Origin of the sequence: Acidovorax soli (assembly GCF_900107605.1) — a bacterium.
Classification (GTDB): Bacteria; Pseudomonadota; Gammaproteobacteria; order Burkholderiales; family Burkholderiaceae_C; genus Acidovorax; species Acidovorax soli.
In genome coordinates this window covers 36,840-52,956 of record NZ_FNQJ01000014.1, presented here as the reverse complement: position 1 = coordinate 52,956, position 16,117 = coordinate 36,840, and the positions used below count along the sequence as shown (strand labels likewise).

15 protein-coding genes are annotated in these 16,117 nt (G+C 67.4%); 2 read left to right on the top strand and 13 right to left on the bottom strand.

The window, feature by feature from the left end; all coding sequences use genetic code 11:
- Nucleotides 1–9 precede the first annotated feature (9 nt).
- From BLW02_RS10875 to BLW02_RS10845, 7 genes are all read right to left on the bottom strand, one after another.
- Nucleotides 10–411 carry a lysozyme inhibitor LprI family protein gene (locus BLW02_RS10875; RefSeq protein ID WP_092698475.1) on the bottom strand — a complete coding sequence of 134 codons (402 nt, stop codon included), beginning with the start codon at nt 409–411 and terminating at the stop codon, nt 10–12.
- A complete protein-coding gene (locus tag BLW02_RS10870) occupies nt 411–1,934 on the bottom strand; it encodes a CoA-acylating methylmalonate-semialdehyde dehydrogenase (protein WP_092698473.1) in 1,524 nt (507 codons plus the stop codon). Before BLW02_RS10870 ends, BLW02_RS10875 begins: the two co-directional genes overlap by 1 nt.
- 264 nt (nt 1,935–2,198) lie before the next feature.
- Nucleotides 2,199–3,227, bottom strand: a complete 1,029-nt coding sequence (locus BLW02_RS10865) for a Bug family tripartite tricarboxylate transporter substrate binding protein (RefSeq protein ID WP_092698471.1) — start codon at nt 3,225–3,227, stop codon at nt 2,199–2,201.
- A gap of 157 nt (nt 3,228–3,384) precedes the next feature.
- Nucleotides 3,385–4,023: a maleylacetoacetate isomerase gene (maiA, locus tag BLW02_RS10860; protein WP_092698469.1), complete on the bottom strand. Its 639-nt coding sequence runs from the start codon at nt 4,021–4,023 to the stop codon at nt 3,385–3,387.
- A gap of 15 nt (nt 4,024–4,038) precedes the next feature.
- The gene (locus BLW02_RS10855) at nt 4,039–4,746 is read right to left on the bottom strand and encodes a fumarylacetoacetate hydrolase family protein (RefSeq protein WP_092698467.1); all 708 of its coding nucleotides are present in this window, start codon (nt 4,744–4,746) and stop codon (nt 4,039–4,041) included.
- An 83-nt stretch (nt 4,747–4,829) separates the two neighbouring features.
- Nucleotides 4,830–5,963 carry a cupin domain-containing protein gene (locus BLW02_RS10850; RefSeq protein WP_092698465.1) on the bottom strand — a complete coding sequence of 378 codons (1,134 nt, stop codon included), beginning with the start codon at nt 5,961–5,963 and terminating at the stop codon, nt 4,830–4,832.
- A gap of 50 nt (nt 5,964–6,013) precedes the next feature.
- Nucleotides 6,014–7,216, bottom strand: a complete 1,203-nt coding sequence (locus BLW02_RS10845) for a 3-hydroxybenzoate 6-monooxygenase (RefSeq protein ID WP_092698463.1) — start codon at nt 7,214–7,216, stop codon at nt 6,014–6,016.
- A gap of 129 nt (nt 7,217–7,345) precedes the next feature.
- On the opposite strand from BLW02_RS10845, the gene BLW02_RS10840 reads away from it, so the two are divergent.
- A complete protein-coding gene (locus tag BLW02_RS10840; RefSeq protein WP_092698461.1) occupies nt 7,346–7,828 on the top strand; it encodes a MarR family winged helix-turn-helix transcriptional regulator in 483 nt (160 codons plus the stop codon).
- A 4-nt stretch (nt 7,829–7,832) separates the two neighbouring features.
- The gene (locus BLW02_RS10835; RefSeq protein WP_092698460.1) at nt 7,833–8,735 is read left to right on the top strand and encodes a LysR family transcriptional regulator; all 903 of its coding nucleotides are present in this window, start codon (nt 7,833–7,835) and stop codon (nt 8,733–8,735) included.
- Nucleotides 8,736–8,807: 72 nt separating this feature from the next.
- On the opposite strand, the gene BLW02_RS10830 is transcribed toward BLW02_RS10835, so the two are convergent.
- The 6 genes from BLW02_RS10830 to BLW02_RS10805 form a co-directional block, all read right to left on the bottom strand.
- Entirely contained in the window at nt 8,808–10,418 is a 1,611-nt protein-coding gene (locus BLW02_RS10830; protein WP_092698458.1) for a DHA2 family efflux MFS transporter permease subunit, read from the bottom strand.
- Between the two features lie 12 nt (nt 10,419–10,430).
- Entirely contained in the window at nt 10,431–11,726 is a 1,296-nt protein-coding gene (locus tag BLW02_RS10825; protein WP_092698456.1) for an HlyD/EmrA/EmrK family protein, read from the bottom strand.
- Between the two features lie 175 nt (nt 11,727–11,901).
- Nucleotides 11,902–13,356, bottom strand: a complete 1,455-nt coding sequence (locus tag BLW02_RS10820; protein ID WP_092698454.1) for an efflux transporter outer membrane subunit — start codon at nt 13,354–13,356, stop codon at nt 11,902–11,904.
- 34 nt (nt 13,357–13,390) lie between these two features.
- The gene (locus tag BLW02_RS10815; protein ID WP_092698452.1) at nt 13,391–13,906 is read right to left on the bottom strand and encodes a MarR family winged helix-turn-helix transcriptional regulator; all 516 of its coding nucleotides are present in this window, start codon (nt 13,904–13,906) and stop codon (nt 13,391–13,393) included.
- Nucleotides 13,907–14,086: 180 nt separating this feature from the next.
- Nucleotides 14,087–14,554 carry a CopD family protein gene (locus tag BLW02_RS10810; RefSeq protein WP_092698450.1) on the bottom strand — a complete coding sequence of 156 codons (468 nt, stop codon included), beginning with the start codon at nt 14,552–14,554 and terminating at the stop codon, nt 14,087–14,089.
- 101 nt (nt 14,555–14,655) lie between these two features.
- Nucleotides 14,656–16,044: a sensor domain-containing protein gene (locus tag BLW02_RS10805; RefSeq protein ID WP_092698448.1), complete on the bottom strand. Its 1,389-nt coding sequence runs from the start codon at nt 16,042–16,044 to the stop codon at nt 14,656–14,658.
- Between the last annotated feature and the right edge of the window lie 73 nt (nt 16,045–16,117).

The following is a 16,117-nucleotide window of genomic DNA, read 5'->3' as shown; positions in this document are numbered from 1 at the left end:
GGGGATCGGTCAGGGCTTTGCGGGCGTGTCGGCGCTCAGCCAGCGCATGAGGCCCCGGCGGCGCTGCTGCGTCTCGCGCGTGAGGCACTCATGAAAGAGCCGGGGGCCGTCGGGCTGCTGCTCGGTGGCGCGCGTGGCCTGTTTGCAGCGGGTGGTGCGCTCGCGCAGCCAGGCGCTGTGCTCCTGGCGCAGCTGCGGGCGTTCGTGGGCGGCCAGGGCGCGCATCACGTCGGCATACAGCACGGCGATGGTGGTGTCTGCGGTCTGGAAGTCCTGCACCGCGCAGGCATTGACCTCGGCCACGCTGCCGCCGGGGCGGCAGTTGGCGCCCGCCTGTGCCCACGCACCGCCTGCCTGCAGCGCCAGCAGGGCGGTGGCGCACAAAGTTGCAACAGGCTGGCAGCCCGCCATTACTTCAGGCTGATGGTGGTGTTCACACCGTGCGACGTGGTGCTGTCATCGAACCAGCGGGCCGTCACGGTCTTGGTCTGCGTGTAGAACATGATGACCTGCTTGCCATAGGGCCCCAGGTCGCCCAGCTTGGAGGCGCGCGAACCCGTGAACGAGAACAGTGGCACCGGCACAGGAATTGGCACGTTGATGCCGACCTGGCCCACGTCGATTTCTTCCTGGAACTTGCGGGCCGCGGCGCCGCTTTGCGTGAAGATGGCCGTGCCGTTGCCGTTGGGGTTGGCGTTGATGAACTCGATGGCTTCGTCGATGTCGGCGGCGGGGACCAGGGCCAGCACGGGGCCAAAGATTTCCTGGTCGTAGATGGCCATGCCGGGCTTGACGTTCGAGAAGATCGTCGGGCCCACGAAGTTGCCCTTTTCATAGCCTGGCACCACGGGCTTGCGGCCGTCGAGTTCCAGCGTGGCGCCGTCGGCAATGCCGCGCTCGATCAGGCCTTCCACGCGGGCCAGGGCTGCGCAGGAGACCAGCGGGCCCACATCGGTGCCCTTTTCGGTGCCGCCATTGACCTTGAGCGTCTTGGCCTTGGCCACCAGCTCGGGAATCCACTTTTGCGCCTCGCCCACCAGCACCACCACGGGCAGGGCCATGCAGCGCTGGCCAGCGGCACCAAACGAGGCACCGGCGATGGCGTTGAGCGTTTGCTCCTTGTTCGCGTCGGGCAGGATGATGGCGTGGTTCTTGGCGCCCATCATGCATTGCGCGCGCTTGCCGGCCAGGGTGGCGCGGTTGTACACATGGGTGCCCACCTTGGTGGAGCCCACGAACGACACGGCCTTGATGTCCTTGTGGTCGCAGATGGCGTTGACCGCGCGCTCGCCCCCGTGGATCACGTTCAGCACGCCGGGCGGAATGCCGGCCTCCAGCGCCAGCTCCACCAGGCGCATGGTCACCATGGGATCTTGCTCGGAGGGCTTGAGCACGAAGGTGTTGCCCGTGGCAATGGCCATGGGGAACATCCACAGCGGAATCATGGCCGGGAAGTTGAAGGGGGTGATACCGGCGCACACGCCCAGCGGCTGCAGCAGGGTGTAGGTGTCCACGCCGCCGGCCACGTTGTTGGCCAGCTCGCCGAGCTGCAGGTTGCCGATGCTGGCGGCATGCTCCACCACCTCCAGGCCACGGAACACGTCGCCTTCGGCGTCGGGCAGGGTCTTGCCCTGCTCGGCTGTCAGCAGGGCGGCCAGCTCGCCCATGTTTTCACGGATCAGCTGCTGGTACTTGAGGAAGATGCGGGCACGCGCGCCAATAGCGGTTTTCTTCCAGGTCTTGAAGGCTTCCTTGGCGGCGGCCACGGCGGCATTGATTTCTTCGTCGGTGGCAAAGGGCACGCGGGCCAGCACTTCTTGTGTGGCGGGGTTCACCACATCGCGCCACTCGGTGGTCTTGGATTCGACAAACTGGCCGCCGATCAGCAGCTTGACGGTGGGGGCCAGTGCGGCCACGTTGGTGGGTGCGTTCATGGGGTTGTCTCCTGGAAAAAAGCGGGCAGGGGTGCGGGCAAAGCGCCCAAAACCACTCCATGTTAGTTGTGCGAAATTGCTAGCGCAATAGAGAAAATTGCACTTTGTTTTTGCATATTTGCACATCGACGCCATGCATGCGCAGCCCCCCATGGCGAAGCGCCCGCCTGCGGCCTCGCCCGTGTGACCGGTGCAAGGGCGAAGGCGGGCGTGAAGGGCTTCAAGCGGGTAACCCGGCGCGGCCGGGGCTCGGGGCCGGGGCCGTCAGTCCAGGCTGATGTTGGCCTTCTGGATCAGCAGCTTGTACTGCTCGGACTTGACCCCGGCCTGGCGCTGGATTTTCTCTACCGACCACGACAGGGGCTCGAACGCAAAGGTGTTGAATTTCTCGCGCACCTCGGGCTCTTGCAGCACTTTCAGGACATCGGCATGGATCTGGGCGCGCACGGGGGCAGGCACGCCCTTGACTGCCAGCAGGGACACGAACGAGTTCACATCCAACTGCGCGGGGCCTCCGGCCTCGGCCAGGGTGGGTACGTCGGGCAACTGGGCAATGCGGCGGGGGCCGGCCACAGCCAGGTAGCGGATCTTGCCGGCCTTGTAGATGCCCTGGCTGGACGGAATGCTGGCCAGGCTCCAGGCGGGGTCGCCATTGGCGACCGAGGTGAACAGCTGGCTGACCTCGCGGAACGGCACATGGGTCATCTGCGTGCCTGCCACCAGGTCCAGCCACTCGCCGCCCAGATGGCCCGGGCTGCCGACACCCCACGAGCCGTAGCTCACTGCGCCGGTGCCCTTCTTGGCCGCCGCAATCAGGTCGCCCACATTCTTCCAAGGCGACTGCGTGGGCACGGCGACCAGAAACGGCGTGCGAAACAGCGGCGCGACCGGGTCGAAGACCTGCAGCGTCTGGAAGTTGCGTTGCTTGTACAGGTGGGGCAGGGCGGACAGGTGCTCGCTGTCCAGTTGCAGCAGGGTGTGGCCGTCGGGGGCGCCACGGCGCGCGGCTTCGATGGCGATGAAGCCGCCGCCGCCGGGGCGGTTGTCCACGGTCACGCTCTGCTTCCAGGCCACCGACAGCTTGTTGGCCACCAGGCGCAGCACCGCATCGGGGCCGCTGCCCACGGCAAAGGCAGTGACCACGGTGACCGGCTTGCTGGGAAAGGTGGGCGTGCCGCCCTGGGCCCAGGCCAGGCCGGTGGCGCTGGCGCCGCCCAGCAATAACGCTGCAGTGGTGAGCGCGCGGCGGCGCAGGCCGCGCAGTGGGGCCGGGGCGGAATGGAAGGCTGGCATGGTTTGTCTCCTGGGAACGGTTATGAGTACTGGCACTGCGGGCCCCGGCTTTGTTGCAGGGCGGAGCGGTAAGGGGAGGCAGGCGCGCGACCGCGCACCGGCCGCTGGCGCGTGGGGCCGGCGTTGTCTTTCCAACAATCTTCAAAGCCCTGCGGGCTCAGGCATCCGGTTGGGCCGCAGGTGCTGCTCGGGCAAAGGCCGGTAGCTCGGCGCAGGCGGCATCCACCGCGCTGATGAGCGGCCAGGCGGTCATGTCCAGACCAAAGCGGCGAGCGCTTTCGACCTGCGGGATCAGGTACACATCGGCCAGGGTGGGCGCACCGCCAAAGCAGTAGCTGCCGCGCGCGTTGTCCTTGGCCAGCAGGGCTTCGATGGCGTCGAAGCCAGCGGTGATCCAGGTGGCGCACCAGGCGTTGATGGCGGCCTCATCCGCGCCGAACTGCTTGCGCAGGGTTTGCAGGATGCGGCGGTTGTTGATGGGGTGCACGTCGCAGCCCACGATGGCGGCCAGTGCACGCACATGGGCGCGGGCCAGTGGATCAGCGGGCAGCAGCGCGGGGGTGGGATAGCGCTCCTCCAGCCATTCGATGATGGCAGGCGACTGGATCAGCACCTGGCCGTTGTCGATCTCCAGCGCGGGCACCAGGCCCTGCGGGTTGATGGCCTTGAACGGCGCCTGGGCCTGCTCGTCCACGCGCAGGTCCACCGGCACGTAGTCGGGTGTGAGGCCCTTGAGGTGGAGCGCGATACGCAGGCGGTGCGAGGTACCGCTGCGGAAAAAGCTGTAGAGCTTCATGGGGCGGTCCTCGGCTTACTCGGGCTGGCCCACGGTCAGCGCGATCTCGCCCACACCTTCCACGCGGCCGGTGATCCGGTCGCCCGGCACCACCGCACCCACGCCTTCGGGCGTGCCGGTGTAGATCAGGTCGCCGGGCTGCAGGTGGTAGAACAGCGAGAGGTCGGCAATGATCTCGCGGATGTTCCAGATCAGCTTGTCCACGTTGGACTGCTGCTTGACCGCGCCATTGACCGAAAGCTCGATCACGCCGGAATCGATCACCTTGCCAGGCATGGGCACGACCTCGCTCGCAACGGAGGATTGCTCCACGTCCTTGCCCAGGTCCCAGGGGCGGCCCTTGTCGCGCGCCACCAGTTGCAGGTCGCGGCGGGTCATGTCGAGGCCGCAGGCGTAGCCGTAGATGTACTCATGCGCCTGCTCGGCCGGGATGCGGAATCCGGCCTTGCCAATCGCCACGACCAGTTCCATCTCGAAGTGGTAGTTTTGGGTTTCCGGTGGGTAGGCAACCGTGGCGCCCGATTCGGTGAGCGTCTGGGGGGCCTTGGTGAAGTAGAAGGGGCGCTCGACGCTTTTGTCCACGGGGCGGCCCATTTCGACGGCATGCGCGTGGTAGTTGCGGCCCACGAAAAACAGGCGGTGGATGGGCAGGCGCTGCGCGCTGCCGCGCACGGGCAGGGATTGAACGGGGGAGGGGGTCCAGAGATAGGGGATAGCGGTCATCGGGGCTTCCAGTCAGGGATAAAGGGCGCAGGGCCTGTCCGCGCGGGCAGGCCGGTGCTGCGAAGAAAAGGGCTTGGGGGTTATCAGGCGGGTTCCACCTGTTCGCGCCAGGCATGCACGGCTTCAAAAATGGGCGTGTCGCTGAAGCGGAACAGGTCCAGCGAGGGCTGGCCGGCATCGCACTGGGCGGTGAACGGTTGCCAGGACGGCACCACGAACATGTCGCCACGGCGCACCGGCCATTGGTGGTCGCCCACCTTCACGCTGCCTTGACCGTTAAACACCTGGAACACCGAGGAGCCCACCTCGCGGCGCGTGCGGGTGGTGGCGCCGCTGCGCAGGCGGTGCATCTCGCAGCGGATGGTGGGCAGCACGTCGCGGCCATTGGTGGGGTTGGTGTAGCGCACGGCGGCGTGGCCGGGGCTCAGCGTGGCGGCGTGGCCTTCGGCTTCCAGGGCCAGTTGTTCGTTGAGCGCCTTGTCGGTGTCCACCCAGCGGTAGGCCAGCAGGGGCGTGACGGCCTGGTCCTGCAGTTGCGAGACCGGGCGCAGGCCCGGATGCGCCCACAGGCGTTCGGAACGCGAAAACTCGGGCGAAATGCGTTCGGCCGGGCTGATGGCATCGCGGCCGAACTCGAAGAACTGGGACTCGGTGGAGTAGGCGAACGGAATGTCCAGCCCGTCGATCCAGGCCATGGGCTTGTCGGCCGCGTTGTGGTGGGCGTGCCAGTTCCAGCCGCCCTGGGGCAGGAAGTCGCCGCGTGACATGCGCACCGAATCGCCATTGACCACGGTCCAGACGCCTTCGCCCTCCACGATGAAACGGAAGGCGTGTTGGGTATGGCGGTGCTCGGGTGCGTCCTCGCCGGGCATCAGGTACTGGATGGCGGCCCACAGGGTGGGCGTGGCAAAGGGCCTACCACCGAGGGACGGGTTGGCCAGGGCGATGGCCCGGCGCTCGCCGCCCCGGCCCACCGGCACGATGCGGCCGGCCTCATCGGCCAGCGCTACCAGCCGGTCCCAGTGCCACAGGTGGGCACTGGCCTTGCTCTGCGGATGGGGGGGCATCAGGTCGCCGATCTGCGTCCACAGCGGCACCAGCATTTCCTGCTCAAAGCCGCGGTACAGCTGCTCCAGCGCGGGTGTGGGCTCCGGCTGGCCATGGGCCGCCACGGCGGGCAGGCGAACGGGCGAAGGTACGGTATCGATCAGGCTCATGGGGGAATCTTTCGGTCAATGAAGGTGGAACGAACGGGCCGATGGCAGGCTCAGTCGGCCAGACAGTTGTCCACCTTCCAGCCATACAGCCATTCCATGGCGTCATAAAAGCGCTCGGGGCTGCGGCCCTTCCAGAGGTCGTTGCGCACCAGGCGCTCCACACCCTTGGCGTGGAAGATGCGGCCCATTTCACGGGCCGACAGCACCACCCGCGCCGTGCGGGCAATGCGAGAGCGTTCGTACAGTGCGAGCGCCTTGGGGAAATCCTGGTCGCAGCGCTTCAGGGCCTCGCCCAGCGTCACCGCGTCTTCCAGCGCCATGCAGGCGCCCTGTGCCAGGTATTGCAGCGTGGGGTGGGCGGCATCGCCCAGCAAGGTGGCGCGGCCAAAGGTCCACTGGCCGATGGGCTCGCGGTCGGCGGTGGCCCAGCGTTTCCAGCTCTTGGGCATGTCGATCAGCTGGTGGGCGCGCGGGCAGCAATCGCGGTAGTAGCTCTGCACCTCCTCGCGGCTGCCCTCGCGCACGCCCCATTCCTCGTGCTCGCGGCTGTGGAAGGTCACGACCACGTTGTACTGCTCGCCGCCGCGCAGCGGGTAGTGCACCAGGTGGTAGTTGGGGCCGACCCAGATGCTGGCGGCGTTCCAGCGCAGGTCTTCGGGGAAGTCGTTCTTCTCGACCACGGCGCGGTACACCACATGGCCCGACACGCGGGCGGCATCGCCCACGTATTGCTGCCGCACGACGGACTTCACACCGTCCGCACCAATCAATGCCTGGCCCTGGTGTGCCACGCCATGCTGGTCATACACCGTGACGGTATCTCCGGTTTGCTCCACGCGCTCGATGCGGGTGCCGGTCAGCGTCTCGATGTTGCCATGCGCTTTGGCGCCTTCCAGCAGCGAGGTGTGGATGTCGGCGCGGTGGATCACCGCATACGGATTGCCAAAGCGCTGGCGAAAGGCGTCGCCGGTGGGGATGCGGCCCACCAGGCGCTCGTCCAGCGCGTCGTGCATGACCATTTCATCGGTGTAGACCGCGCGGGCCCGCGCCAGCTCGCCAATGCCCAGGGCATCAAACGCCGCAAAGGCGTTGGGGCCCAACTGGATGCCTGCGCCGATCTCACCGAGCTGGGGGGCCTGCTCCAGCACCTTGACCGCGTACCCCTGGCGCGCCAGAGCCAGTGCTGCCGCCACGCCACCGATGCCGCCGCCGGCGACCAGGACTGGTGCCGTGGGAATGTTCAAAACTGTCATTGCCGCTGTCTCCGTCGGTTGTGATGCTGATGTGGATCAATAAACAGTGTGCATATAAAAAGTACACTGATGATTAGTGTAGGTCCTAAAATGATGTGAATCAAGATTGGTGGAAACCCTTAATTTTTCATGCCCGTAGAGATCGACAACCTTCCCGGTTTCCATATCCGCCGTCTGCAGCAGATCGCCGTGGCGGTATTTCTGGAGGAGACGCAGGCCAGTGGAATCACACCCGTGCAATTCGCCGCGCTGTATGCCGTGGGGCGTGAGCCGGGCATTGACCAGCGCACGCTGGCGCGCACCATCGGCTTTGACACCTCCACCATTGGCAGCGTGATCGACCGCCTGGAGTCGCGGGGCCTGATGCAGCGCAACGCCCACCCCGAGGACCGGCGCGTACGCCTGCTGACCATCACGCCCGACGGCCAGCGTTTGCTGGAGGAGGTGGAGCCCGGCATGCTGCGCGCACAAGAGCGCATGCTCGAACCCCTGGCGCCGGAGCAGCGTGCGGTGTTCATGGACATGCTGCGCACGCTGGTGCGGGGCAACAACGCGCTCAGCCGTGCGCCCAGCGAACCCTTGGACGAGCGCACCCCACGGCGTGCCCGGTGACGCCATGGACTGGGACAACCTGCGCTACTTTCTGGAACTGGCCCGCGCCGGCACGCTGGTGGGCGCCGCGCGCCGCCTGGCGGTGGACCACACCACGGTGGCGCGCCGCCTGCAGGCGCTCGAAAAACAGGTGGGCTCGGCCCTGTTTGCGCGCGAGGCCGGCGGCCACCGGCTGACCGAGGCCGGGCGCGCGCTGCTGCCCCAGGTCGAGGCCATGGAGGCGGCCTTTCTGGCGGTGGAAAACGCCGCGCCCGGCGTGCGCCAGGGCCTGCACGGCCTGGTGCGCATCGGCACCACCGAGGGCTTTGGCAACCTGATCCTGGCGCCGCAGCTGGCGCGCTTTGCGCTGAGCCACCCCGGGCTGGTGGTGGACCTGCTGGCCCTGCCGCGCCTGGTGCACCTGTCGCGGCGCGAGGCCGACATCGTGATCTCGCTGGAGCGCCCGGCACGCGGCGCGGTGCTGGTGGTCAAGCTCACCGACTATGTGCTGCAGCTCTATGGCGCGACCAGCTACCTGGAGCGGCACGCGCCCATCCACACCGCCGACGACCTGCGCGGCCACACCTTCATCAGCTACGTGGACGACCTGTTGTTCAGCAAGGAGCTGCAGATCCTGGACGAACTGCACCGCCCCGCGCACTTTGCGCTGCGCAGCACCAGCATCCTGGCACAGTACGAGGCCGCACGTGCCGGGGCGGGGCTGGCGGTGCTGCCGGCGTTTGTGGCGGCGCAAGACCCTGCGCTGGTGCCGGTGCTGCCCGGTGTGGCGCGGTTCCAGCGCACGTTCTGGATGTCCATGCCCGCCGACAACAAGCATGTGGCGCGCATCCAGGCCACCTGGGCGTTTTTGCGCGAGGCGGTGGCGGCGCAACAGGGCCTGCTTTTGCCAGGAATGAATGCTATTTAATTAATAGCTCGCAGCGCTTGATGCACGCGCAATCAAGGCCTTTTGGCTGACATTGACTGCGGCAAAAGACATTCAGTGCGCGCCACCCGCATCCACCGCGGTTCCCGCCGCTACGCGGGCGGGGCGCCTGGTCAGCCAGATCAATCCGATCAGCAGCAGGAACAGGCCGGCCGATCCCAGAAAGATGTCGTCGGCGGCGCGCGTGAAGGCCTGCTGGTCGATCAGCCGGTTGATCTGTGCCAGCGCCTGCATCTGCGTGAGGCCCGATGCCATGAGCTGGTCCAGTGTGGCGGCAAACACGCCCTGGCCCTGTACCAGCCCCTCGGTCAGGTGTGCGTGGTGCATGGCGGCGCGGCTTTCCCACAGCGTGGTGGCAATCGAGGTGCCCATGGCCCCGGCGGTGATGCGCACGAAGTTGGACAGGCCCGCGGCAGCCGGAATACGCTCTGGCGCAATGCCCGACAGCGTGAGCGTGGTGAGCGGAATGAAGAAGAACGCCATGGCCGCGCCCTGCAGCAGCGTGGGGATGAGGATGTGCACAAAGTCGGTCTGCACCGTGAACTGCGAGCGCAGCCACAGCACCATGCTGAACACCATGAACGCCCCTGTGGCCATGCGGCGCGGGTCCCACTGGCCCACCTTCTTGCCCACCAGCGGTGTGAGCAGGATGGCGAAAACACCCACCGGCGCCAGCGCCATGCCGGCCGAGGTGGCGGTGTAGCCCATCCACTGCTGCAGCCACAGCGGCAGCAGCACCACGTTGCCGAAGAACAGCGCGTAGGCCACCGACAGGGCCAGCACGCCGAAGGTGAAGTTGCGGCCCTTGAAGAGCTTGAGGTCCACCACCGGGTGCTTGTCGGTCAGCTCCCACACCAGAAACACGGCAAACGCCACCACGGCCACCACGGCCATCAGGATGATTTCGCTGGAGGCAAACCAGTCCAGCTCCTTGCCCTTGTCGAGCATGAGCTGCAGCGCTCCCACCCACAGCACCAGCAGCGACAGGCCCACGGTGTCGATGGGCAGCTTGCGCGTGGGCGTTTCGCGCTTCTGGTAGATGCCCCAGGTCAGGGCGGCGGCCAGCAGTCCCACGGGCACGTTGATGTAGAAGATCCACGGCCACGAGATGTTGTCGGTGATCCAGCCGCCCAGCAGCGGCCCCACCACGGGGGCGACCAGCGTGGTCACGCCCCACAGGGCCAGGGCGGTGCCCGCCAGCGCGCGCGGGTAGCTGGCCAGCAGCAGGGTTTGCGACAGCGGAATCATGGGCCCGGCCACCAGGCCTTGCAGCACGCGGAACACCACCAGCATTTCGAGCGACGAGGCAAAGCCGCACAGCCACGAGGTCAGCACAAACAGCAGCACGCTCATGGTGAAAAGGCGCACGGCGCCAAAGCGCTGCGTGAGCCAGCCGGTCAGCGGCACCGAGATGGCGTTGGCCACGCCAAAGCTGGTGATGACCCAGGTGCCCTGGCCGGGGCTCACGCCCAGGTCACCGGCGATGGCGGGGATGGAGACGTTGGCGATGGACGAGTCCAGCACGTTCATGAACGTGGCCAGCGACAGCGACAGCGTGCCCAGCAGCAGGGCGGTGCCTTGCAGCGGCGGGTGCGCTGCGGGCGCAGCCGGGGTGGCAGGCGCAGGCGGCTGGGCCGGACCGGCGGTGGGATTGGCGGCAGTCATGCAGGCCTTGGCTTACTGCATGGTGGCGGCACGCAGGGGCGCGGCGGCCAGCGTGGCAGCGGTGGGCGCGGTGGACTTGCGTGCGGTGGGCGCAGGGCCTGCCTGCGCCTTGCGGCCCAGGTTGGCGGCGATGATGCGTGCCACATCGGCATCCGCGGCCTGGAGCTGTTCGTCAAACACCGTGGTGGCGGCCACGGGCGCGGTGCGCTGGGTGTCGGCCAGGGCCTTGCCGCTCTGGTCGGCCGTGTCCACTTTCACCTCCATCGACAGGCCCACGCGCAGGGCGTGCTCGGCCACTTCCCTGGGGTCCAGCGCAATGCGCACGGGCACCCGCTGCACCACCTTGATCCAGTTGCCGGTGGCGTTCTGTGCCGGCAGCAGCGCAAAGGCCGAGCCCGTGCCTGCGCCCAGGCCGGCAATGCTGCCATGGTAGGTGACCCTGGTGCCGTACACATCGGCCACCAGCTCGGCCGGCTGGCCGATGCGCAGGTTCTTGAGCTGGCTTTCCTTGAAATTGGCATCCACCCACAGGTCGTTCAGCGCCACCAAGGTCATCAGCGGAGCGCCGGCCTGCACGCGCTGGCCCACCTGCACGCCGCGCTTGGCCACATGGCCGTCGAGCGGGGCCACCAGCTGGGCGCGCTGCACGGCCAGATAGGCCTCGCGCACGCGGGCCGCGGCGCGCAGCACGTTGGGGTGCTGCTCGATCGTGGTGCCTTCGGTCTGCGTCTGGCTGGCAGCCAGTTGCTCTTGCGCCGCCTGCACGGCCGACTGGGCCGCGGCCACGGTGCTTTTGGCGGCGGTGACCTGGGCGCTGGCGTGCTGGAATTCTTCCTTGCCCACGGCGCCGCTGGCCATCAGCGGGGCGCGGCGGTTCACGTCGTCCTGAAGGCGGGCGGCATCGGCCTGGGCGCGCGCCAGGTCCGCCTGGCGCAGGCTCACCTGGGCCTGGAGGGTGGAATTGTTGGCATACAGCGTGCGCACCTCGCGCACGGTTTGCGCCAGCTGGGCCTCGGCCTGGTCCAGCGCCACGCGGGCATCTGCCGGGTCGAGCTGGACCAGCAGCTGGCCAGCGCGCACATAGTCGGTGTCGTCCGCACCAATCGACACCACCGTGCCGCCCACCTGGGGCGTGATCTGCACCACGTTGCCGGCCACGTAGGCGTTGTCGGTGGTCTCTGCATGGCGTGCGTTGAACCAGTGCCAGCCGCCCCAGCCCAGCGCCGCAATGGCCACCGCGGCGGCAATCACGGTCAGGCCACGGCGGCGGGCGGTGCTGGCTTCGTGGGAGGTAAGGGGGTCGCTCATGGCGGTGATCTTTCAGGACTGTGTTGTTGTGTGGTTTTTGATGGGGCCGGTCATTGCCTGCTACGTACGCCATTGGCGCGGCCTAGGCCAGTAACTGGCTTTGCCAGGCCGCTGGGTGTGTTCCCCTCCCGCGAAGCGAGAGAGGGGGAAGGCGCGAAGCGGCTCAGGGGGTGTCTCATAGTGCCGTGTCGTCGGTCCAGCCACCGCCCAGCGCCTTCATCAGCACCAGGCGCGTATCGAGCTGGCGGGCGCGCAGGTCCACGGCCAGGCGGCGTTGGACCAGCACCTGGCTTTCGGTGCTGAGCACCACCAGGTAGTTGCCCAGGCCTGCGCGGTAGCGCTCCTGGGCAAAACGGTAGGCCTTCTCCGCGCTGGCCATGGCGTCGCCCTGCAGCGTTTGCTGGCGGGTCAGCGACTGGATGGAGTCCATGGCGTCGCCTGTCTCCTTGACAGCATCGAGCACGGCGCCGTTGTATTGGGCGATGGCGGCATCCAGCTCGGCCTGGCGGCCACCGAGCTGGGCGCGCAGGCGGCCGCCATCAAAAATCGGCAGGCGCAGGGCGGGTGTCACGCCCATCTGGCGCGAGCCGGCGCTGAAAAGCTGGTCGAGCCCCAGCGCGTTCAGGCCGATGAAGGCGCCAATGTTGATGTTGGGATAGAACTCGCTGCGCGCACTGTTCACGCCCTGGGTGGCCGCTTCCACGCGCCAGCGGGCCGCCACCACGTCGGGGCGGCGGCCCAGCAGGTCGGCGCCCAGCACCTCGGGCACGGCGATGGGTTGCAGCGCAGTGAGCCGGGGAGCGAGGGTGGGCAGCGCACCGGGCGCCTGGCCGGTGAGCACGGCCAACTGGCGGCGGGCCAGGATGATCTGTTCATCCAGCGCCTCGATCTGCGTGCGCGCGTCGGGCACGGCGGCCTGGGCCTGGGTGAGTTCGACCTGGCTGTCCAGGCCGGCGGCGGTGCGCTCTTGCGTCAGCTTGCGTTGCTCCTCGCGCTGTTCCAGCGCCCGCGCAGCCACGTCGCGCTGCGCCACCAGCCGGGCCAGCGCCACATAGCTGCGGCCTACCTGGGTGGCCAGGGTGTTGGCGGCGGCGGCGGCATCGGCCTGGGCGGCGCGGGCCTGGCCCAGCGCGGCCTGCAGTTCGGCCGCGTGCTGGCCAAAAAAGTCGGGCGACCAGCTCAGGGATGCCTGCACCGTGCCACTGTTGTAGGTGTTGCCGGCAATGGGGGCGGGCACCAGGCCGTTGGCGGAATAGCGCTGGCGCGTGGCGTCCACGCCCAGGGTGGCCTGCGGGCCATTGGCGGCCTCGCGCACCTGGCTCAGGGCCACGGCCTGCTCCAGCCGGGCGCGGCTGACGGCCAGGCTGGGGCTGCCTTGCAGGGCCTGGTCAACCAAGGTGTCGAGCTGTTCATCCCCCAGTGCCGTCCACCATCGCGCCGGGGCTGCCGTCTGCGTTGCCGGGGGCGAGTCGGACAGGCCCAGCGCAGCGGGCGTGGTCTGGGTCAGCGGTGTATGCAATGCGCCCGGGCTGGCACATCCGGTGATGAAAAGCGCACAGGCCAGCGCAATGGCCAGGGGGGCGGGGTGGCCTGGCGCGCCAGCCCATCGCGAAAAGACAGAACGGTGCATGGAGGGTGCGTTCGAAGAGTGTGGAGGACTTGGCTTAGCCGGCCGCCGTGTCGGGCGGTGGGATCTGCTGCCGCAGTGCATCGCCATTGGCCAGCATGCGGCGCAGCATATTCAGCAGCAACTGCCATTCATCATGGGTGAAGCCGACCAGGTGGCCGTTGAGCACATCGGCCAGCACGCGCGGCACCTTGGCGGCCACCACCTGGCCTTCATCGGTGAGCGTGAGGTGCACCACGCGGCGGTCGGCGGTGGAGCGCTCGCGCCGCACCAGCCCCTTGGCTTCCAGCCGGTCCAGCGTGCGCGTCATGGAGGCCGGGTCGGTCTCCAGATCACGCGCCATGCTGGCCAGCGTGGCGTTTTCGCAGAGCCTCATCTTGTACAGCGGCAGCCACTGTGCATAGGTCAGGTCGTGGCAGGCGAGCTGGCCATCTGCTTGCGTGCGGATGGACGATGTCACCTTGCGCATCAGGTAGCCCACGCTGTCGGCGGGCTGCATGTGGTCGGGTTGGTAGAAGCCCTGGAGGCCAAGCTTATCGGGCAAATCAGACATGCCGTGAATGTAATTGACTAGACAATCATTGTCTTGGCAATTATTAAATTCAGATATCCCGTCAGGGTTATTACGCAGCCTGCGACTTGGCTCAGGGGAGGGGATGGCGGTCGTGGTCCGCGCAGCCAGACCGCCGAACCAGCGACGCCGTATGGGCGATGGCGGCGTGAAACCTCTGGCCTACCCCAGCAGCGCCACCACCACGGTCAGAACTCCCAGCACCAGGTTGACGCCCACCCAGGTGCGGATGCCGGCCAGCGCCTTGCCGCCGGCGGGCCAGTCGGACGCTGCCACGGCGCGCTGCAGGCGCTTGAACAGGATGAGCCGGATGTGGCCGAAGATGGCCACCATCACCAGCCCGAGCGTGGCCATCACCGTCCAGGCCATGGGCATGGCAAAGCGGCCATCCGATTGCGCGGCCTCGCGCGCCGACTGGCCGATCATCCACAAGCCGCTGGCCAGCACCAGCACCACGGCCACCAGCACGGCGGCAAAAAAGCGCTGCAGCACCTGGTGCATGAGCTGCACGCGCGCGGCAGGCTCCAGCGCCTGGGCTGCGGGGCGCAGGAAAAAATGGGCAAAGACCATGCCGCCGATCCAGACGATGATGGACAGGAGGTGGATCAGTTTCAGGCTGGCGTAAAGCATGGTGCGGGGCTCTTGAAGTGTGGAAGAAAAAGGCTGCAGGGACTGCGGGCGCGCGGCGGTGGGATGCCCTTGTGTCTTGTACGAATGGGGTTCCCGCGGTGTCAGTGCGGTGCGCCTGGCCGCGGCAGGAACTGCAGTGCCATGCCGGTAGCGCCGGCCACGCACACCTGGTTGCCGCCGCTGTTCTTGGACCGGTACATCGCTGCATCGGCATGGCTGAGCAGCAGGCTTTCTTCGCTGCCATGGTCCGGGTGCATGGCAACGCCGATGCTGGGCCGCATCGTCACCTGGTGCCCGTGCAGATCAAAGGGCTGGATGAAGGTGGCCAGTATTTTTTCTGCCACCGCTGCGGCATGCTCGGCCGAGTCGCTGCTTTCGAGCAGCACGACAAACTCGTCGCCGCCCAGGCGCGCCACGGTGTCCGAGGCGCGCACGCATTCCAGCAGCCGCTGGGCCACGCGCTGCAGCAGCAAATCCCCCATCGAGTGACCCAGGCTGTCGTTCACCTGCTTGAAGCGGTCCAGGTCAATGAACAGCAGCGACAGCAGCGTCTGCTCGCGCTGGGCCCGGGGCAGCGCGGTTTTCAGGCGATCCAGAAACAGCTGCCGGTTGGGCAGATGGGTGAGCTGGTCGTACTGCGCCATGTGCTGCAGCCGCTTGCGCATCTGCGTGCGCTCAATGGCGGACGCCACCTGGGTGGAGACGAATTGCAGCAGTTCCTTGTCCCGCTCGGAGTAACGCGCCTCCTCGGAATAGCCCTGCAGCACCAGCGCCCCCAGCACGCCCGCCGGTGTTTGCAATGGCACACCCAGCCAGTACAGCGGCCTGGGAGCGGATGCCATGGGCGGCGCCGTGGGTGGGAGGCTGTCGGGGGTTAGCAGCAGGGTCTGCCCCTTGCGGATGACGTGGGAGCACAGTGCGTCGGCATCCAGCGGGCTCGGCGTGGGGGCCGGGTGGCGCTCATCGACATGGTAGGGAAAGCTGATCGTGTCGGGCAGGCGGTCGTGCAGCGCGACGGAAAAATTGGAGGCGGGCAGCAGCGTGCCGATGATGTGGTGGATTTTTGCAAACAGCGTATCCAGGTCTTCTGCGCCCTGTGCCGCCTCGGATATGGAATAGATGGCGGCCTGCAGCGATTCGGTGTGCTTGCGCTCGGTGATGTCGTGCGCCACCGCCAGCCGGACCTGCTGGTCTTCTACCCAGCGCGCTGTCCAGCGGATATGGGCGATGTGCCCGTCCTTGCGCACATAACGGTTCTCGAAATGCAGCTGCAGAGTCCCCGCCATGATGTTTTGTGCGGCGCGCAGGGTGCGCTCGCGGTCTTCGCTGTACACCATTTCAATCATGGGTCGCCCCACCGCCTCTTCGGGTGTATAGCCAAAAATGCGCTCGAACGAGGGGCTGACATACACAAAGCGGCCCTGTGCATCGACGATGCAGACAGCGTCGAGCAGCAGGTCGACCATGTTCGGGGGGATCAGGGCCGTCATCGCAGCAGAAGGAAAATCCGGCAGGCCGGTGTGAACGCGGGCATAGGGCGCTTGGCGGAGCGGGTGATGGTCC